This window comes from Microcoleus sp. MON1_C5, from assembly GCF_036701875.1.
In the GTDB taxonomy this organism is placed as follows: Bacteria; Cyanobacteriota; Cyanobacteriia; order Cyanobacteriales; family Microcoleaceae; genus Microcoleus.
Genome location: NZ_JAUBRN010000031.1, coordinates 52,342 through 69,588 on the forward strand (window position 1 = coordinate 52,342; position 17,247 = coordinate 69,588).

Annotated in this window: 13 protein-coding genes; 5 read left to right on the forward strand and 8 right to left on the reverse strand. The window is 45.1% G+C overall.

Annotation, left to right across the window (positions count from 1 at the left end):
• Positions 1-376 precede the first annotated feature (376 nt).
• Positions 377-1,282 carry an alpha/beta hydrolase gene (locus tag QUA71_RS16505; protein WP_333286544.1) on the forward strand — a complete coding sequence of 302 codons (906 nt, stop codon included), beginning with the start codon at positions 377-379 and terminating at the stop codon, positions 1,280-1,282.
• A gap of 334 nt (positions 1,283-1,616) precedes the next feature.
• Here QUA71_RS16505 and QUA71_RS16510 read toward each other — a convergent pair whose 3' ends face one another.
• Entirely contained in the window at positions 1,617-2,141 is a 525-nt protein-coding gene (locus tag QUA71_RS16510; RefSeq protein ID WP_333286546.1) for a DUF4330 domain-containing protein, read from the reverse strand.
• 372 nt (positions 2,142-2,513) lie between these two features.
• Here QUA71_RS16510 and QUA71_RS16515 point away from each other — a divergent pair, with 372 nt between their 5' ends.
• Positions 2,514-3,365 (forward strand): M48 family metallopeptidase, encoded by an 852-nt coding sequence (locus tag QUA71_RS16515; protein WP_190660841.1) that lies wholly within the window; start codon positions 2,514-2,516, stop codon positions 3,363-3,365.
• 187 nt (positions 3,366-3,552) lie between these two features.
• On the opposite strand, the gene QUA71_RS16520 is transcribed toward QUA71_RS16515, so the two are convergent.
• The 5 genes from QUA71_RS16520 to rfbF all read right to left on the reverse strand — a co-directional run bounded on the left by QUA71_RS16520 (position 3,553) and on the right by rfbF (position 8,390).
• Positions 3,553-4,323, reverse strand: a complete 771-nt coding sequence (locus tag QUA71_RS16520; protein WP_190660839.1) for a metallophosphoesterase family protein — start codon at positions 4,321-4,323, stop codon at positions 3,553-3,555.
• 329 nt (positions 4,324-4,652) lie between these two features.
• Positions 4,653-5,399 carry a DUF1995 family protein gene (locus QUA71_RS16525; protein ID WP_333286548.1) on the reverse strand — a complete coding sequence of 249 codons (747 nt, stop codon included), beginning with the start codon at positions 5,397-5,399 and terminating at the stop codon, positions 4,653-4,655.
• A gap of 179 nt (positions 5,400-5,578) precedes the next feature.
• A complete protein-coding gene (locus QUA71_RS16530) occupies positions 5,579-6,310 on the reverse strand; it encodes a cyclase family protein (protein WP_333286550.1) in 732 nt (243 codons plus the stop codon).
• A gap of 84 nt (positions 6,311-6,394) precedes the next feature.
• Positions 6,395-7,459, reverse strand: a complete 1,065-nt coding sequence (locus tag QUA71_RS16535; protein WP_333286552.1) for an acyl-CoA dehydrogenase family protein — start codon at positions 7,457-7,459, stop codon at positions 6,395-6,397.
• Between the two features lie 157 nt (positions 7,460-7,616).
• Positions 7,617-8,390: a glucose-1-phosphate cytidylyltransferase gene (gene rfbF / locus QUA71_RS16540; RefSeq protein WP_190657938.1), complete on the reverse strand. Its 774-nt coding sequence runs from the start codon at positions 8,388-8,390 to the stop codon at positions 7,617-7,619.
• A gap of 356 nt (positions 8,391-8,746) precedes the next feature.
• Between rfbF and QUA71_RS16545 the strand changes: the two genes are divergently transcribed.
• Together QUA71_RS16545 and QUA71_RS16550 are read left to right on the forward strand one after the other, a co-directional pair.
• The gene (locus QUA71_RS16545) at positions 8,747-9,286 is read left to right on the forward strand and encodes an RNase A-like domain-containing protein (protein WP_333286554.1); all 540 of its coding nucleotides are present in this window, start codon (positions 8,747-8,749) and stop codon (positions 9,284-9,286) included.
• Positions 9,283-9,582, forward strand: coding sequence for a contact-dependent growth inhibition system immunity protein (locus QUA71_RS16550; protein ID WP_333286556.1), 300 nt, complete (start codon positions 9,283-9,285; stop codon positions 9,580-9,582). The genes QUA71_RS16545 and QUA71_RS16550 overlap by 4 nt, the downstream gene beginning before the upstream one ends.
• Positions 9,583-9,652: 70 nt before the next feature.
• Here QUA71_RS16550 and QUA71_RS16555 read toward each other — a convergent pair whose 3' ends face one another.
• Together QUA71_RS16555 and QUA71_RS16560 are read right to left on the reverse strand one after the other, a co-directional pair.
• Positions 9,653-10,912, reverse strand: a complete 1,260-nt coding sequence (locus QUA71_RS16555; RefSeq protein WP_333286558.1) for a GH39 family glycosyl hydrolase — start codon at positions 10,910-10,912, stop codon at positions 9,653-9,655.
• Positions 10,913-11,167: 255 nt separating this feature from the next.
• Entirely contained in the window at positions 11,168-14,677 is a 3,510-nt protein-coding gene (locus QUA71_RS16560; protein WP_333286560.1) for a glycosyltransferase, read from the reverse strand.
• A 217-nt stretch (positions 14,678-14,894) separates the two neighbouring features.
• Between QUA71_RS16560 and QUA71_RS16565 the strand changes: the two genes are divergently transcribed.
• Positions 14,895-17,213, forward strand: coding sequence for a tetratricopeptide repeat protein (locus tag QUA71_RS16565; RefSeq protein WP_333286562.1), 2,319 nt, complete (start codon positions 14,895-14,897; stop codon positions 17,211-17,213).
• Positions 17,214-17,247 lie beyond the last annotated feature (34 nt).

A 17,247-nucleotide genomic window follows, 5' to 3' on the forward strand; every position in this document is an offset into this window, starting at 1 on the left:
ATCGTGATTAATGATTTGTGATTGGCGAGCGTCGGCCAACCTGCCTCCTGCCTGAAAGCGAGTTCTAATACTCCTCCTTTCCGAGCGTCTGCTTTCCGGCTTGGCGAACAGACTCTATTTCGTTGAGGGGTCTTACCCATCATTTTGCTATTATCTCCGATCGGCGGTAGTTTGCAAGGCTAAGGATAACTACACAGGCAAATTGCCCAAATCGCAAAACTTACTTGCTGTCTGTAGTTTCACGCTTCACCTGTACTAAAATAGATTTAAATCATTACTCAATCTTTACAAAAACGCCACCAGCTTTGCAAGTTTTTTAAACAAAGACGGGGCGGCTCAAAAGAATCTAAAATATAACAGCGATTGAGGTTAATTTATGCTTGTGCCCCTCGGCTTCGGTCAGCGCTCAATAGTTACTTCTCTCGGCAGAATGGTTTACTACACTGCTGAAAAAATGCCTTGGATGGGGTTGCCGACCTCAACTTCGGAAAATCAACCCAACTTAGTATTTTTTCACGGTTTTGGCGGCGGGTCGAGTGCCTACGAATGGTCGAAAGTTTATCCGGCTTTTGCGGCAGAATACCGAATTTTAGCACCTGATTTAATCGGTTGGGGGCGATCGGAACATCCGGCAAGAAATTATCAGGTAGAAGATTATATCACAATTCTGATTGAATTTCTAGAAAAAACTTGCGGCAGTCCGACAGATGTGATTGCTTCTTCGCTGACAGGGGCGATCGCGATTCGAGCTGCGATCGCACGGCCGGATCTCTTTAAATCCCTGATTTTGACCATACCCAGCGGTTTGTCGGACTTCGGACAAGATTACGGCACCAGTTTCTTCGCTAAGCTAGTGGGTACGCCGATTTTAGACAAATTGCTCTACAGTACCGGCATCGCCACAGACGGTGGCATCCGTAGCTTCCTAGAACAGCGCCAATTTGCCGATTCCCGCCGCGTTTATCAAGAAATTGTTGATGCTTACCTCGCATCTGCTTTGGAACCAAATGCAGAATATGCCGCCCTGTCTTTTGTGCGGGGAGATTTGTGCTTTGATTTGTCGCTGTACATCACTCAGCTAACAACGCCGACCGCGATTATTTGGGGAGAAAAATCGCAGTTTACCGGGCCCGATATCGGCCAGCGGTTGGCAAACCTCAACCCCGAAGCAATCAAAGTTTTTCAACCTTTGGAAAACGTAGGTTTGACTCCGCAGTTAGAACTTCCCGCTGTCACGATTGGCTTAATTCGGCAATACTTAAAATTGCTTTCCGAAGGGTGAAGAAGTTCGGCAACGGATTTTTTAACGGATGCAAACGGATGTCACGGATAGAGGTTCCAGGTTCGAGGGAAGAAGGAAGATTAATTCCCCACTACCCATAGATGTCAACTTAATCCTAAAGACCGCTGTATCTCTCGTTTATATCCAAGTCTATATCCCCCTAAATCCCCCTTAATAAGGGGGACTTTGACAATAATCTTGTCCCCCCCTTTCTTAAGGGGGCTAGGGGGGATCTAGACTCTGCTAGAAGCGAGATTTATCATGAATTTTAGTCTGAATTTGACACCAATAACCACTGACAACTGTCAACTGTCAACTGACAACTGACTACTAATTATTCTTTGACTCGCACGTCGATCACGCTGGCGTTGAAAATGTACTTGCTGCCTTCAAGCTCTAACGTAGTACCAATTTTGACTTTCGTATTACCTAAAACCGGGCCATTTTCAGTAAGTTGACCTTTTCCCTCTAAAGTAAACATCATATTTTTGCTGAAGGATTCTTCTTCTCTGGGGTCGGGGAGAGCTTTCAGAGTGCCGTTGGGCTGAGGAACTGCTAGGGTTCTGGTGAGAGTTTTGACAGATTTGATGGTAATCTGACCGGAGGGTTGATTGCGGATCACCACATTGATTTTATCACCTGGTTTGAACAAATCTTGAACGTTTGTTCCTTTGAGACCGATCGCAATTGCATCAATTTCTACAGGTTTGACACTGGTGCCGACTTGGGCGACGGAACCGCCAGAAGTGCCGGGAAAGAAGAAGATTCCGACTGCAACTAGCAGTACGATTAGAACGGCACCTACGTCTAGGATGCTGAGTTTGCCGAACAGCCGGCCTTGAGAATCCAAAATTTTCATAAATCGCCTATTATACTGATAGCGACAGGAGTATGTTTACAAGCTCAGGACTTACGCAGACATCGATGAAAAACAGATGCTGCTATTGCTGAGCTACTGCTGCCAATGACATACTTTATTGATGTGTAAGTCCTGAAGCTAAAAGATATTACCACAACGATAGCCCAAAATCCGCATGACTGGGGCACTTAACCCAGAAGGCAGTTGACGGCGGTTGGTTGGCCTTGGCTCGATCGCCCAGAAGCTGATGGCGCCGTTAAAAATTGACAAAAAGCTAGAATAGCAACTAAGCAGCCTCAAATTACGTCTGCCTATTTAGTGACTTTTCGAGTTTTTCCTCAAATTTTATCTAACTTCTGGCACCTATCACTCATGTTAAAAAGTTTTTGGTTGACTTGCCGGCGTACTTGTGGCCGGGGGATTTATCTGTTTCTGTCCCTGATGGTGGCTGCGGGTATCTGGGTGGTTTCCCCGGAACCGACTCAAGCATTTTCGTTGCCCGAACTGATTTTTCGAGGCATTCAAGTTATTCAATTGTCGAATATGTCCGATCGCCAAGAGGTGGCTATTGGCAGACAAATTAATCAGCAGTTAACGAACAGCCAGTTTAAGATTGACCGCGATCGGGACACTACAGAATATATCAACCGCATCGGTCAACGACTCGCTCAAGAAAGCACTCGCCCAAATATTCCTTATACTTTTCAAGTGATTGACGACGACACGATTAATGCTTTTGCAACTATGGGCGGTTTTGTTTATGTGAATAAAGGCTTGATGGCAGCGGCGGACAATGAGGCAGAATTGGCCAGTGTGATCGCCCACGAAATCGCTCACATTAATGCTCGCCACGCGATTCAACAAATGCGTCAAATGGCCATAGCTTCAGGTGTAGCTTCGGCAACTGGACTCGATCGATCTCAGGCGGTTCAGATAGGGGTGGAATTGGCTTTGCGGCGCCCCCACAGTCGCCAAGCTGAGTATGAAGCCGATCAGTTGGGATTGCAAACTATGGGGCGAGCAGGCTACGCTCAATCTGGGATGGTTGATTTTATGAAAAAGTTGCTCGACAAACCTTCTCCTCCTAGCATTTTGAGCACTCACCCGGCTACTGGCGATCGTATTGCTGCTATTTCGCAGGCTATAGATCCGGATCTTGCTAGCGGTGAAGGTTTGAATAATGAGGATTACAGGCTAGAAATCCGCAGACTTCTAGGTTCGTAGCAAACGTAAATCAGTCAGGCACTCTCTTATTTTCTCTTCTCTTCCCTTCTCTTTTCTTACTTCGCGATCTTCGCGTCTTCGCGGTTCGTTAAAAAACAAATCCAGTTACTAAGGTATGTCAGCACCAAGTTAATTTCGATTTAAGAGCTCGGACTTAAGCTGACATACCCTACAACGAAAACTTGATTTAACACTGCTGTTGAACAACAGAATCGATCGCAGGTTTCGGGGGTGCAATCGGCTGCGGCTTCAATTGCCTGACAACTTCGTCAAACGGCAAAATTCGGACTTGATTGTTAAATACATTTACTTGATAAACTCTGCGGTAGCTGAGGTCAAATCCTGTCAGCCAGCCGCTTTTGGGGTGATAAGCACCCGTGTCAATGTCCAACCACCCTTCGCCCCTGACTAATTCGCCCGGTCTGACCCCATGAAAGGTAAAGGTGATCGTGTGACCGGTGATAATTAATTTATTGGGAAAATAGGGTTTCGACATGGTGTGAAATTCCCTGCGAATCCAACACAGTTGTTCGATCGACTGTTCCTCGATCGACAGATGGGGGTCAACGCCGGCGTGAACCAGCCAGATGTCCCCTAAGTCCCGGTGCGTGGGGAGCGATCGCAGCCACTCTAAGTGTTTGTACGGCATCATCCCTGTATCTCTGTAGCTCGCTACTGTCGCATCGCCGCCACTGTAGAGCCAAGATTGCCACGCTCGCATATCCATCGGTGTCCCCGACAAAGCTTCCAGCATGAGTTGTTCGTGGTTGCCCAACAGAGTTTGGTAGGGGCTTTGCTGCACAAAATCTAATACCTGAGCGCTTTTGGGACCACGATCGATTAAGTCTCCCAAAAAATAGACGCGATCGTTCAAGCTGGGGGCAAGTGCCTCTAGCAGGGTCATTAAGCCATCGTAATGCCCGTGTACGTCCCCGATAACAATGCGCCGATGCTCCATTGTGTTTATCCGCTTCCCTGACTCAAAAGCCCCATCTCTACCTTATAGCATCTGATTTTGCTGCTATTTGCCTCTCCTCTTTTACGGTGGAGGGGTGTCACCCATTATACTGCTTTGTATAAAGATTCTGTAAAGCTCGCCAGTACCTGTTTGCGTAGCTACTGATAGAAACAGAGGCAAGCTGTTAATTGTGCTTCTGCAACTGCTGTTAGTGAGGCAAAGCTGTGAGTTATTTCACGCTTTAGGGTGCTTCAGCGATTAGGCGACGGATTAAGTCGAAAATAATCCTAGCTGACACACCCTAAAATACGAGCGAGCCTTAACGATTGTCACTGAGTCAAAGCTTTGAGGAATGTCTGGAGTTCTGCCAAAAAACCTTTCTTTTTTAAGGGTTTGGCAGGTGTGGTGGAGTCAGGATCGTCGGTTCCCAGAGCTTTGGCTAAAATCCGCTCTAAATCGTCTCCGACTGGTTTTTGGGCGGTTTCAGAAATTAGTTCGTATTGGTTGTTTGTTTCCAGCCACACTTGCCACGATTGGGGGTAGCAGCGGAATAAAGCAGCAGCGTCTAGGGGTCTGATGTAGTAGCAGGATTCAATTTTGCTGAGGAATCGATCGCGCAATTGGCGACCCGCATAGCCTATACCTATAGTGGCAACATCTTCCAAGCGCGGGTTGAGTAGAATTACTGGACGACCGGCCGCAGCTATGTAAAGTTGTTCGACTTGGGCCACTTCTACGGCTGCTGGATTGATCAAAAGGAAAAGTTGATCTTCGGGTGCTATTTTATCTTCAACAGGGCTGCGACTGCTACCCAAATCACTGACTTTAAACGGTGTTTCTCCCCAGTCGCGGCGCGCGAGGGCTGCCGCACCGGCGTCGGGAAAAAAGACTTTTACTCCGGGGTAGATTTCTTCAAATTCTGGGAGGAATTGTTCGGTGATAGACTGTGCTTGCAGGGCGATTTCTGGAAATACTAATTCGACTTGCAGTAGAGTTTTGCCGTCCGAGAGGGCAGCGGCGGTGGCAATGCGGGATTGGGCGATCGCCTCGTTGAGATCCTTGGGCAGTTCTGTCATTAATCTTATTATTGTTTTTACTCGATTTCTCTCAATCTAATTTTACCTGAGATATTGCACCATTCTCAATTACCTATTTAGGAACAGACAAGATGCCTGTTCCACAAGAAAATTTACTCTTTGTGGAACAGGCATCTTGCCTGTTCTTGAGAATGGTACAAGATGTAAGTTTGACCGCACTAAGCGACAAAAGCTAACACCGACACAGGCGAGCCGGAACCTCCCAAAAGACGCAAGATTCCGATAACTAAAGTGATGTTAGCCACAGGTAACAAGTCGAGATTTGCGAGATTTTCCAGCACTATTCGCTGCTTTTCCAATACCACTTTGTTAACCGCAAAACTTTCATCTCGCCCGGTATCGACTCCGTGGGTGTCGGTCCCTATTCCCGCGATAGAGCGTTCTTCTAGCAAAAATTGAGTGGCTGCTTTGCCAAATCCGGGAAAGTGGCAAATTCCGCGATCGTCTCGGTTAAAAAATGCTCCCTGATTATCCCATTTTTCTTGCCAGCCAGTATACAATAAAACTAGATTTCCGGGTTCTATAAGTTTGTGCTGCCGTTCCCAAGTCAATATATCATCAATTGTTAAAGTGTAGTCGGGATTGGCAAGACTTTGCTCTCGGATGTCGATCGCAATTGCGGGGGAAACTAGCGACTGCGGGGAATAACTATCAATGCTGGCGCCTCCTGCATAAAAGCTGTTGGGTGCGTTGATGTGAGTGCCGCTGTGTTCTCCCATTGAGAATTTTCGCAGGAAATACCCGTCTGTTTCTATTTGAGATACTGTGGCAATTTCTGCGGCTGGATCTCCTGGCCAAATGGGAATATTTGGATGAATTGCATGGGTTAAGTCTATAATTTGGCTGTAGGCGATCGTTTTTAAGTTATTTGAGTTGAAGTTGTTGGTCATCAGGTTAAATATATCTATTATTTATTAAACACAGTTGAGTTTTTGACCTTTTGCAAGTTCAATATAAAATATAAAATCTACAATCTAAAATTCGATTAGTCGATCGAGCGTTGCTTCCATCACATCCTTTGTTTGCCCGGAAACAGTATACACCAAAGCTTCTCGATAAACTCTCCCGGCTGGGTGTAGCACACCGTTAGCAGCACCACTAGAAACTGCAACCGCAGCGTGCCCGCAACGCACCGCTAAATCAATGGCTTGAGCTCGCAGCGCTAATTGTTCTGCTTTCGAGCTATGTTGAGATTGTGGGAATTTCTGTTTTAGCCGATCGAGCTTTTGCTCTAGTTTTTGGCAAGCCGCCGTTATAAAAGGTGAATTCTTAGCAGCCGCCGCTGCTGCAATTACATCCAATCCCGCTCGAATACAGCCAAAAGTACCCGGAACAAAATTCAGTATATTTTTGCTGTCGTTTTCCGAAATCCAGCCGACAGGTTTAAGTGAAATTATTTCCGATTCATGCAGCAACCAATTATCGAGAGTGGCTGTCACAGTATTAGTCGAGTTCATGGCGATTAACTGCATGATTTCGCTAAAAGCTATTTTACCCGATTCGCGTTCACTATTGGTAAAAGGCACTAAACCGAAAACAGCACGTTCGTCAGGAAGTACCGCCGCTACAATAAACTTTTGAAACAAGCCAAAACCTGTTACCCAAGGAACTTTTCCTGACAATAAATAGCCCGCTTTTGTGGGAGTTGCGGTGACTGCCGGATCGCCCGATCGCCTCAAATGCGAAAACCCAATACCCAAGCGTAACTCTTTTTGGGCGATCGCGGGCAAGTATCTGCTTTTTAGCATTTCATTGTCGCTGTTGGCAAGCATCCCAGTTGCGCTGTGGTGCTGAGTTTGCAGGAAAGACAAAGCGCCGGAATATCGAGCCGTCAATTCCTGATATTGGTAAAAAATCTCCGGTGCAATTTCAGCGCCGCCCCATTTTTGGGGAACTCGCAACGCTAAGAGCGATCGATCTTCCAATCCAGCAACTGCGGTTTTCAGCGCTTCCGAGTCGCTGTCGATAATTTCCGCGTGAGGTGCGACGCACTTTTGTAGGTAAGTTTCTGTGCTGTTGAGAATTTCTTGGGAATCCATTTTTTATAATTATTTTATAGCAGAGGTAGGGACACGGCACTGCCATGTCCCTACTACTCGCTCGCTCGGGGGGTGTACTTTATAAACGTATAATCGGCTTTATATTTATTCAAATTCTTATGAAGCGAGCCTAAAAGCCCGCCTCAAAACTAACTCACTACCAAACTTTCCAAGGAGCCTTTCCTTCATCCCAAAGTTCGTTTAAATACTTGTATTCTCGAAAAGTATCCATCGCAAAGAAGAAGCCCTCATGACGGTAAGCCATCAATTGTCCGTCTGCGGCCAAACGCTGCATCGGCTCTTGTTCTAAAATACAATCATCTCCCCCCAAATACTCAAATACCCGGCGGTTGAATATCATATATCCAATACTGATCCAGCCGTCAACTTGAGGTTTTTCAGAAAATTGAACTACGCGGCTATCGCTGTCTACATCCAAAATTCCAAAGCGAGAAATCGGACGAAATGTGGTGACAGTGGCCAGCTTCCCGTGAGACTTGTGAAATTCGAGCAAGGCGTCAATATTGACATCAGCTACTCCATCGCCGTATGTCACCATGAAATTCTCGCGATCGATATATTTTTCGATCCGTTTTACCCGCCCTCCTGTCATGCTTGCCGCGCCAGTTTCAGCCAGGGTAACATTAAAATCTTGTTCCAGATGTTCCTCGTGATAAGTGATGGCATTTTGGCGTCCCAGACAGATAGTAAAGTCATTGTTCATGGCTTCATAATTGAGGAAATATTCTTTAATCATGTTGCCGCGATAGCCCAAGCACACAATAAAGTTTTGGAAACCGTAGTGTGCATAGATTTTCATGATGTGCCAAATAATTGGATGCCCCCCCACCTCAACTAAGGGTTTGGGACGAAATTCTGTTTCTTCTCTGAGACGAGTACCGAGACCGCCAGCTAGGATAACTAGTTGCATTTTGTCACATTTTTAAAGATGATAAATTAATTTATCATCAATCATCAGGGATTATTTCAAAGAATTATTAACATTTTCTCATAGTGAGTAAAGCTTTGTAAACCCCAGAAATAACGAATTATTATAAATAATCGTAGGGTGATCCGTGGACACCGTGTATTTAGGAATAATCCTAGGGTGTTCCGTGCACACCATGTATTTAAATGCTGCGCGCAATTTCTAACTACGAATTGGGTGGGTACTGCGGACAGTATATTTGAATACAGCGCAATTTCTAACTTACTAAGAGTCGATTAACAAATAGACAAAAAAACCGCCAAGACCTATACTAAATATAAGAAAGACCTTCAACAGAAATGAAAAATCAACTCGCTCGCCTAAAAAAGTTTTTAGGTATCCTCTGTGCGATCGCCTCAATAATTATATTATTCCAATCGACTATACCTGGTGTTTACGCCACGGTTGTTGCACCAAAAATCTCAACCCTACCACAAACGACTGTAGCTTTTGTACCCAACATACCGGGCGGCGGATTAGACTTTCACGAATCAGCAGGAGGACACACTTTAGAGAGACACGTTGGCAAAACAGAAGCAGAACTAGCACAGCGACTCGCAAGCGAAACGAGAATTTCTGCTGCATCTTCTTTTACTGACCGTTCCGTCGCCGAAGCGGCTATTGCAGAAGCAATGAACAGAAATCAAAGTGCGATCGACTCCTGGGTGAAAAGTCGAGGCAATCGTTATACGATCGACTACAATGCCAACCGAATCATTGGCATTACTCTGCGTCGCCGCGCATCGAAAGCAACTTCGACATCTCGCTTGAGAATCGTCCTCCAGCGCAGCGCCAAATTACCTCCCGGATACTTTATCCTCACAGCTTATCCCCAATGATCAATCAATTTCCTCATTTAACGCAATTGTTCAGTTCCTACTTTCACCAAGACTGGCCATTAGAAGCTGATACTCCCAGCGATGTAGTGAACAACTACCGCAGCAGCGAACCGCCCGCAAGTGTTGAAGCTGCATCGCAAGAACTCAGCAAACTGTTAGAAATGCCGATCGCCCCAGCCGATTTAGAAGCATTCATCTTCGAGGAATTAGGGTGTTACTACGACCCACAATCCGAAAATCAAACAGTCCGAGAGTGGTTGGAATCGGTGCAAAAATCTTTGAATACTCCCAGCTAAAATCTATATATTTGTAGGAACACGGCAGTGCCGTGTCCTCTATATAATTCCGATGCAACCGAAAACGATATCACTTGCTAACCGTCAATAAGTAGCCTTCGTGGACGTTGAAATTAGGGATAACATAAGCCAAGCTGCCGCTAGTTACCGACAAACTTTCTTCTTTAACAGTGACAAGCTGTGGCACGGATCCTTCTTGATTGTTGGGAACTTTTTCTAATTTTAGAGTTATTTTCTGACCTCTTTGAATACCTAGCTGCTCCAAATTTCCGAGGCTTAATGTTACCGTTGTTGCTGAGGAAAAATTTGGGTCGAAATAACCTAAAAGTATCTGGGCTTTACCTTCAGGATTTGACTTGCTGGCTAAAGCGACAAGGCGATTGTTATTTGACCAACTCCGCACCCGCGAATTAACTCCGTCAGCATAAGCTTTGTATGTCCACCAAGCGGCTCTCGGTTCAAAATTATTAGGCGTCACCATCCCACTCAGCGTATTGTTGAAGCAATTGCTAACTTTATTTGGCCCTTTACTCTCCCAGCAAGCTCTGCAAGCACCGTCAGCTTTTGCATACTCTAAGTTATACAAATAACCTAAGATTTCCCCCGGCTGGTACTGCGCTAAGTTCCCCACAATTTCGTTGACGTAAATTTTTTGCAAGTTCAGTTCCTTGTAAGAAGGACTTTGCTGAAAATTGCGTTTAGCATCCAATACGTGGTCGTCAACAAATAAAATTCTTGTGTCGTTAAGTTCGTGCCATGAGAGAAAGTTTACTTCAAGTTTGTTAGCCTTGCAGTAATCCAAAAAAGCGGCGAGATATTCTTTGCTGTAGATGGCGATGCTCGGCCCGCCAATAATTGCTGACGGCCCCAATTCTTCCCGCAAGATTCTGTAAGCTCTTTTGTAAGTTTCAAAGAATTGTTCTCTGCTTCCCTTCCAAAATGGATCTGTCCAATCTGGCTCATTCCATACATCCCAAATAATTTTTTTGCCTTTATTTTGCTGGGCTAACTGTCGGATGAAGGATTCCCATGCGGGGTAGTTTTGATAGGGCCAGCCATTGGGATTGCTACCGTAGCCCCACAAGTCGCTGACTATTAACTGAAACTCGGCTCCGCTGGCAATTACTCTATCGTAAATATCGAGTCTCCCTGCCCGCCAAAGTTTGGGCTGCAAGGGTTTGATCGAGCTATCCGGCGGTTTGGCAGTGTCGATTCCGTGCAGGATGCCACTCATGGAAATTGTACCCGTGGCTGGCTGTCCAAAATCCACTGTTACGTTCGATCGAAGTTGGGCAACAGTTGGTTGCTGCCCCCAATATGTTATTAACAAGACAGTTAGCGCAGCTAAGCAAATTGGCAGCAGCTTATTAATAGGTTTGAACTTGAAGGAGAATTGCATATTGTATGGGGTGAGTTTTTCACCAAAACTGTTAGGGTATTCAGAAACCCAGAAGGGCGGGCACGGGGGCTTGAACGCGAGACTTTGGCGAATGCACCGCCCTGCATAAATCGGATCTATCGGCGTTAGGCTTTTAATTTTAAGATTGCCATTCCGAGGCGAAATGATATTCTGCTATCCAAAGTCCTAACGAACAGACAAGGCAGCTTCAAAACCCTGTATTGATTCTATCAATTGTTGCCAAGCTTCGGAATGAATTAGCGAGTAAGTATCGAGTTTAACGCCCTTTTCTGAAGAGAACACCACAAAATTTTCGATCCAACTCAAGATAGTTTCTGTTGTCAACAGTGGCGTGCATTTCCAAGATGAATGCAAATTGTCAACCATCCCGGACACATCCCCGCGCTCCCAAGCTTCCCATGCTTTCCATACTAGATAGTAGTAATTGAGCATACTGTCAACTTGTTGGATCTGCTTTTGGAATTTGGGGGCGCTCGGTGATTGTTCTTGATTGCTGCTAGCGGATAAGGCTTGTTCGATGACCTCTGCGTATTCCAAAAGCATCCGTTCTTCCTTGAATAGTTCTTGGGCCCGGAGTTTGCAAGCTTGTCCTGCAAGCCTCCGCAATTCAGGATTTTGGGCCCATAGTTCTACGGTTTCGGCTAACTCTTGTGCTGTCTTTTGCGGGTCAATTTTAGGATCGGGTATCAACTTTCCCGTCTCTCCCAACTCTTCGGGAATACCGCTAACTGCTGTGGCAATTACGGGCAATCCTTTCGCCATTGCTTCCATGACTGCTAGCGGCATTCCCTCAGCTTCGGAAGATAAAATAAAGATGTCGCTGGCGTCTAACCAATCGGCAATATCCCATCGCTGACCTATGAATTTAACCTGTTCGGTGACTCCTAATTGGCTGACACTTGCTCTCAATTCAGGCTCCATATTGTCGTGAGTGGTAGAACCGGGCCCGGCCCAAACAAAGTATAGCTGTGACCAAATCGGACGATTTTTCATTTGGGCGATCGCGTGCAATTGATACTGATATCCTTTAATGGGAGTCAGTCTCGCCGCCGTGAAACAAACCACAGCTTCTTCGGGGATTCCTTGTTCTTGGCGCAGGCGTTGGCGGTTTGAAAGATTTGGCGGTTCAAAATAACTGTTCGGCCTGCCGTAATAAATAACTTTTCCCTGTTCCAAAGGATTTTTGAATATCCTCTTAAATAAGTTTAAATTATTGTGAGAAACTGCTATTACCGAGCGAGATAAACTGTACTGGTACGACACTGCCTCCAAATAATAAATTCCATCGCCACGATCGAATGTTTTAGAATAGCTATCGACATAACCAAGAGCAATTATGTACGGTATATTCTGCTTAATAGCAACTTGTTTGGCTGCAAAATTGGCCATAGCCCAGCCGTCGCTAAATATAATTAAATCGGGTTGAGCTTGCGCGTAAATTTTTTCAGCATCCCCTAAATTATAAGCAATTCGCGCAAACTCTTTCATCGTATCGAACTCCAGCCAAATATGCTCTATACCTAGCTGCTGCTGTTCGGCAATTAAAGGGTTAGAAGCTTGAGTTTGAACACTACTAACTCGGTAGCCGTCGGCTACTAATTTGCATAAAAGTGAATGGTTGAATTGAGCTAAACCCCCTACTCCGTGGTCTTCTGTGTACATGAGTACGTGCCTTGCTTTCTGGGAAGCAATCAAACTCGGTGCGACGGATTGAAATTGAGAGATATTGTTGACAGCCGTGAATGCTATACTTTGCCATTCCTTTAAATTAGTCAAGTCACAAATATCAAATTTGTAGCCGTATGATGCCGAATATGCCTTGAAATCTTCCACCCACTTAAAAATAGTTTGCGTCCCTGAAAAAGGAGTGTAGTAGAGAGCTTTTTCGAGACACTCAGCCATCTCGGCAAAATAGCCGTCACGATACATTCGCCATCCCGTCCACACTAAAGACCTGTAACGTTCTTGGAGTCTCAAGTCGCGGATGTACTTGGGCAAGTCCGATCGCGCAAAGAATTGCTCCATCACAACTTCCATATTTTTCATTACTTTGGAGCCGCCGGACATGAGATTGCTATCGTGCTGGCGGTAGCAGGTTAGTATTTCTTTTAACCAAACACATTTGCAGCCTTTTAAAGCTAAACGCAAGACAAAATCTAAATCTTCAGTTGGGGGAAAGCGAGGGTCAAATCCCCCCAATCGTTCCCACCACTCCCGCCGCAACATCATCGCGCTGGGGCGCGCGTATTTATACATAACAAATGCTTCTAAATTTAATTGTGGTGCGTATTCCCAAGGCAGGACTGGGGAAATATCTTTGCCTTTTTCATCGACTATCAACCAACCGGTTTGAACCATATCTAAAGAAGCGTCTGCGTCAAAACAAGCAATCTGTTTTGCAAGTTTTTCTGGCAGGAAGAAGTCGTCGGCATCTAGAAAAGCTAAAAATTCGCCTTTGGCTAGTTCGCAGCCGCGATTCCGAGCTATTGCTGCTCCTTGATTTTCCTGATAGACGTACTGAATTATATCGCGGTAAGCATTTAAGACTAGGCTTGTGCTATCTGTAGAACCGTCATCTATGACAATAATTTCCCAGTCTTGGTAAGTTTGATCGATAACGCTTTCTACGGCTCTAGTAATGTAGCGCTCACAGTTGTATACTGGGATAATTACGCTGACTCGCGGTGTTTTTTCCGAAAATATGCTAGCCATTAACTTTTTCCATTCTGATAAGTTTCTTAATGATTGAAAATTGATTGTAAGCCCGTAAGCTTGAGAAATATTAGCTAGACGTTTGACCCAATCTATTACAGTTTTTTCGGGAGAATAAGGACTGTAGGTGAGAGATTTTTGGAAAAATTCAACTGCCTCTACTGGATACCTACTATAGTACAATTGCCATGCCATCCAAGTCAATGCTTCGTAGAAAGCCGAATTTTCTAACTCGCGGATGTGCTGCGGCAAATCAGGCCGAGCGAAAAATTTTTGTTTTAATGTAATAAAAAGATTTGCTTGTTTCTGGGCTTTTTTTATTGAGACATTTTGGTCGTGCTGGCGGTAGCATACTGTCACTTGAGGCAGCCAAGCTGCTTCGCAACCAAACACTGCTAAACGTAAAACTAAATCTGAATCGTCTACTGAATCAAACTCAGAATTAAACCCGCCTGCAATTTCCAGCCACTGGCGCGAAAACATCATGGCACTGGGAAGTACGGGCATTTGTACTATCCAAGTTTCTAAGTCTAACTTGGGGAAATACTCCCAAGGTTTGATGTCAGAAATAGCGTCGCCTTGTTCGTTAACTAAACGCCAGCCACTGTTAACAATTCCTAATGAGGGTTGCTGGCGAAACAGCGCTACTTGTGCTGCTAATTTATCTGGCAGAAAGAAGTCATCTTGATCTAAAAAAGCAATGACTTCGCCTTTGGCTTCCTGAATTCCTCGGTTGCGGGCGGCTGCTACTCCTCGATTTTCTTGATATACATAGCGAATTTTGTCAAAATAAGGCTGTAATACCTCATGTGTCCGATCTGTCGAAGCGTCGTCTATGACGATAATTTCCAAATCAGTAAAAGTTTGGTTTAGGGCGCTTTCTACCGCTTGCGCAATGTAGCGATCGCCGTTGTATGCTGGTATAATTACGCTGACTTGCGGTATCTGAGTCGCTGCTGACATTCTTTACCTCGCTGTTAACCTGTGGCTCTCTTAGTTTAATCCAAATTAGTTTTTATTCAACTCTTGTTGTGCAAATTAACTTAAAGTGCGAGCGCACAAATGCTATGCAGGCGAGCCGGTATTTACAGGTAGGGAGATGTCTGTGCATGAGTTGAAAAGTAGACAAGTTTTACCATAGAATTATACAAGCAATTATTACTAAGCAGGAACGCAGCAAGTGAATTCAGAAACAGCAGCGGTTGATTTTCAACAACAGGCCGAAGTCTATTTGGCTTTAGGGAAGTTGGAGGAGGCGATCGCACTTTGCCAGCAAGTTTTGGCATCGCACCCCAATTCCGCCAAAACTTGCAAGACCTTGGGAAAGGCGCTGCAAGCTCAGGGTAAACTAGAAGACGCAAGGTATTGGTATAAAGTTGCGATCGGCCTGCAACCCGATTTGGCCGAAGCTTTTGCTAACCTCGGTACTCTCTGCGCTTCTTTGGAACAATGGCAAGAGGCGATCGCCTGTTACCAAAAAGCCATCTCCCTGCAACCAAACTTTGCAGGATTTTACCGTAATTTGAGCCGGATATTTACCCAAGTCGGTCAAGCTGAAGAAGCAGCAGAGTGTTCGTATCAAGCACTCATGGTGGAACCGATAGAGATAGCGGAAGAATATCTCGATTTAGGTAATACTTTGTTGGCGCAAAAGAAGCCAGAAAAAGCGCTGACTTGTTACCACCGCACGATTTATTTAAACCCGAGTTTTTGCGAAGCTTACTGCAAATTAGCAGAAGCTGCTAGCGAACTAAAAAAGTGGGATGAAGCTATTGTCCACTACCGCAAAGCTATTCAACTTCAGCCAGATATTTCTGAGCTTTATTACAAATTAGGCAAGGTTTTTCAAAACAGCGGACAATTACCTGAAGCAGTCGCCGCTTACCGGGAAAGTATTGAATTAAATCCCAACTCTTTTTGGTCTTACTATAATTTAGGTAGTGTGCTGCTCAAGTTAGAACAATGGCCAGAAGCCGTTGTTGCCTACCGCACGGCTGTTGAAATTAACCCAGATTTTTCTTGGTGTTACTACAGCATGGGGGAAGCTTGCAGCAAATTAGAAAAATGGTCGGACGCCGCCGCTGCTTACCAGCGAGCTATTGACTTAGATCCTAATTATTCCGGCTCTTTTCATAACTTGGGAGATGCTTTTTTTCAGCTCCAAAAATGGTCGGAAGCTGAGGCTGCATACGAAAGGGCGATCGCACTCGATTCAGAATTCTTTTGGTCTCATTATAATTTAGCTTTAACTAAAGTTAAACTCCAGGATTGGGTAGCAGCAATCAGCGCCTACCAGCGGGCGATCGAACTCAATCCCAACTTTTCTTGGAGTTATCACAATTTAGGAGAAGCGCTGTTGAAAACCCAGCAGTGGAAAGCAGCATCTGTCGCCTACAAGCGCGCTATTGAACTAAATCCCCATCTTTCTTGGTCTTATTACAACTTAGGCGATGCTTTGACTGAAATGCACGAGTGGAACGATGCGGTTTCAGCTTACCTTTGCGCGCTGGAAATAGAGCCTGAACTACCTAAAATTTACACCAAATTAGGCGATGCTCTCATCAAAAGAAGCCCGAGCGATTTAGACACAGCAACCAGCTACTATCACCACGAGTTGCTGCCCCTGCAGCCTCCGGAATTTTACTGTAAAATAGCCCAAAAATTTTCCGACATCGATCGGATTGACGCAGCGACAGTTTTGTACTTGATGGCCTTAGAAATCCGGCCCGAAGATCCCGCAATATCCGGGAAATTGGCGGAAGTTTTGGAGAAAAAGGACTCGTCGGGCGAGCGCAGGATATTATTAGAGTTGGAGAATCACGATATTCCAGATCGCTACATTGCCCGAGTCGTCAAAGGTAAGAGTTTTGCACAAGTCGGCGGCTTGTCGGCAACTGTCAACGAAAAAGTATCTGTAGCTAGCAAATACGGTGCAGTTTCTCTTACAATGATTGATGCCATGCCCGAATTCCTCCACGGGTGGCAAGATTTTCGCGATCGGATGACAAGTTTAAAGATTGCTAATTATAATTGTATAAATCGAGATATAACTCAGATTCAGCTTGCAGAAATTGGCGAGCCTTACGATGTAGTTCACTGTGCAGGAGTTTTGTACCACCACCCTCACCCTTTGCAAATTTTAACTAACTTGCGTCAAATAAGTGGGGAGTATTTAATCTTAACTTCAGCTATTACTCAAGAAGTTATAGAAAACGAGCGGGGGCGCTACGAAATTCCAGCTTCTGGGGTAATTTTCATTCCCGCTTTAGGCGACGTAGAACGAGCTATTTTAACAAATTACTGGCAGAAGCACACCGACGGCGCACCCATGTTAGGGATAACTGAGAAAGCAGTTTTTGACATCAACAACTTTGCGGGGTGGTGGTGGCTACCTACAGCTACTGCTTTAGAATGTATGTGCGAAGTCGCGGGATTTAAAGTGTTAGACAAAGGATTGGCGTGGGACAATAATGTTCTGACTCTGCTACTGGGGATTTGAGGGTTTGTAAACGAACAATAACAGGACTTGCTTG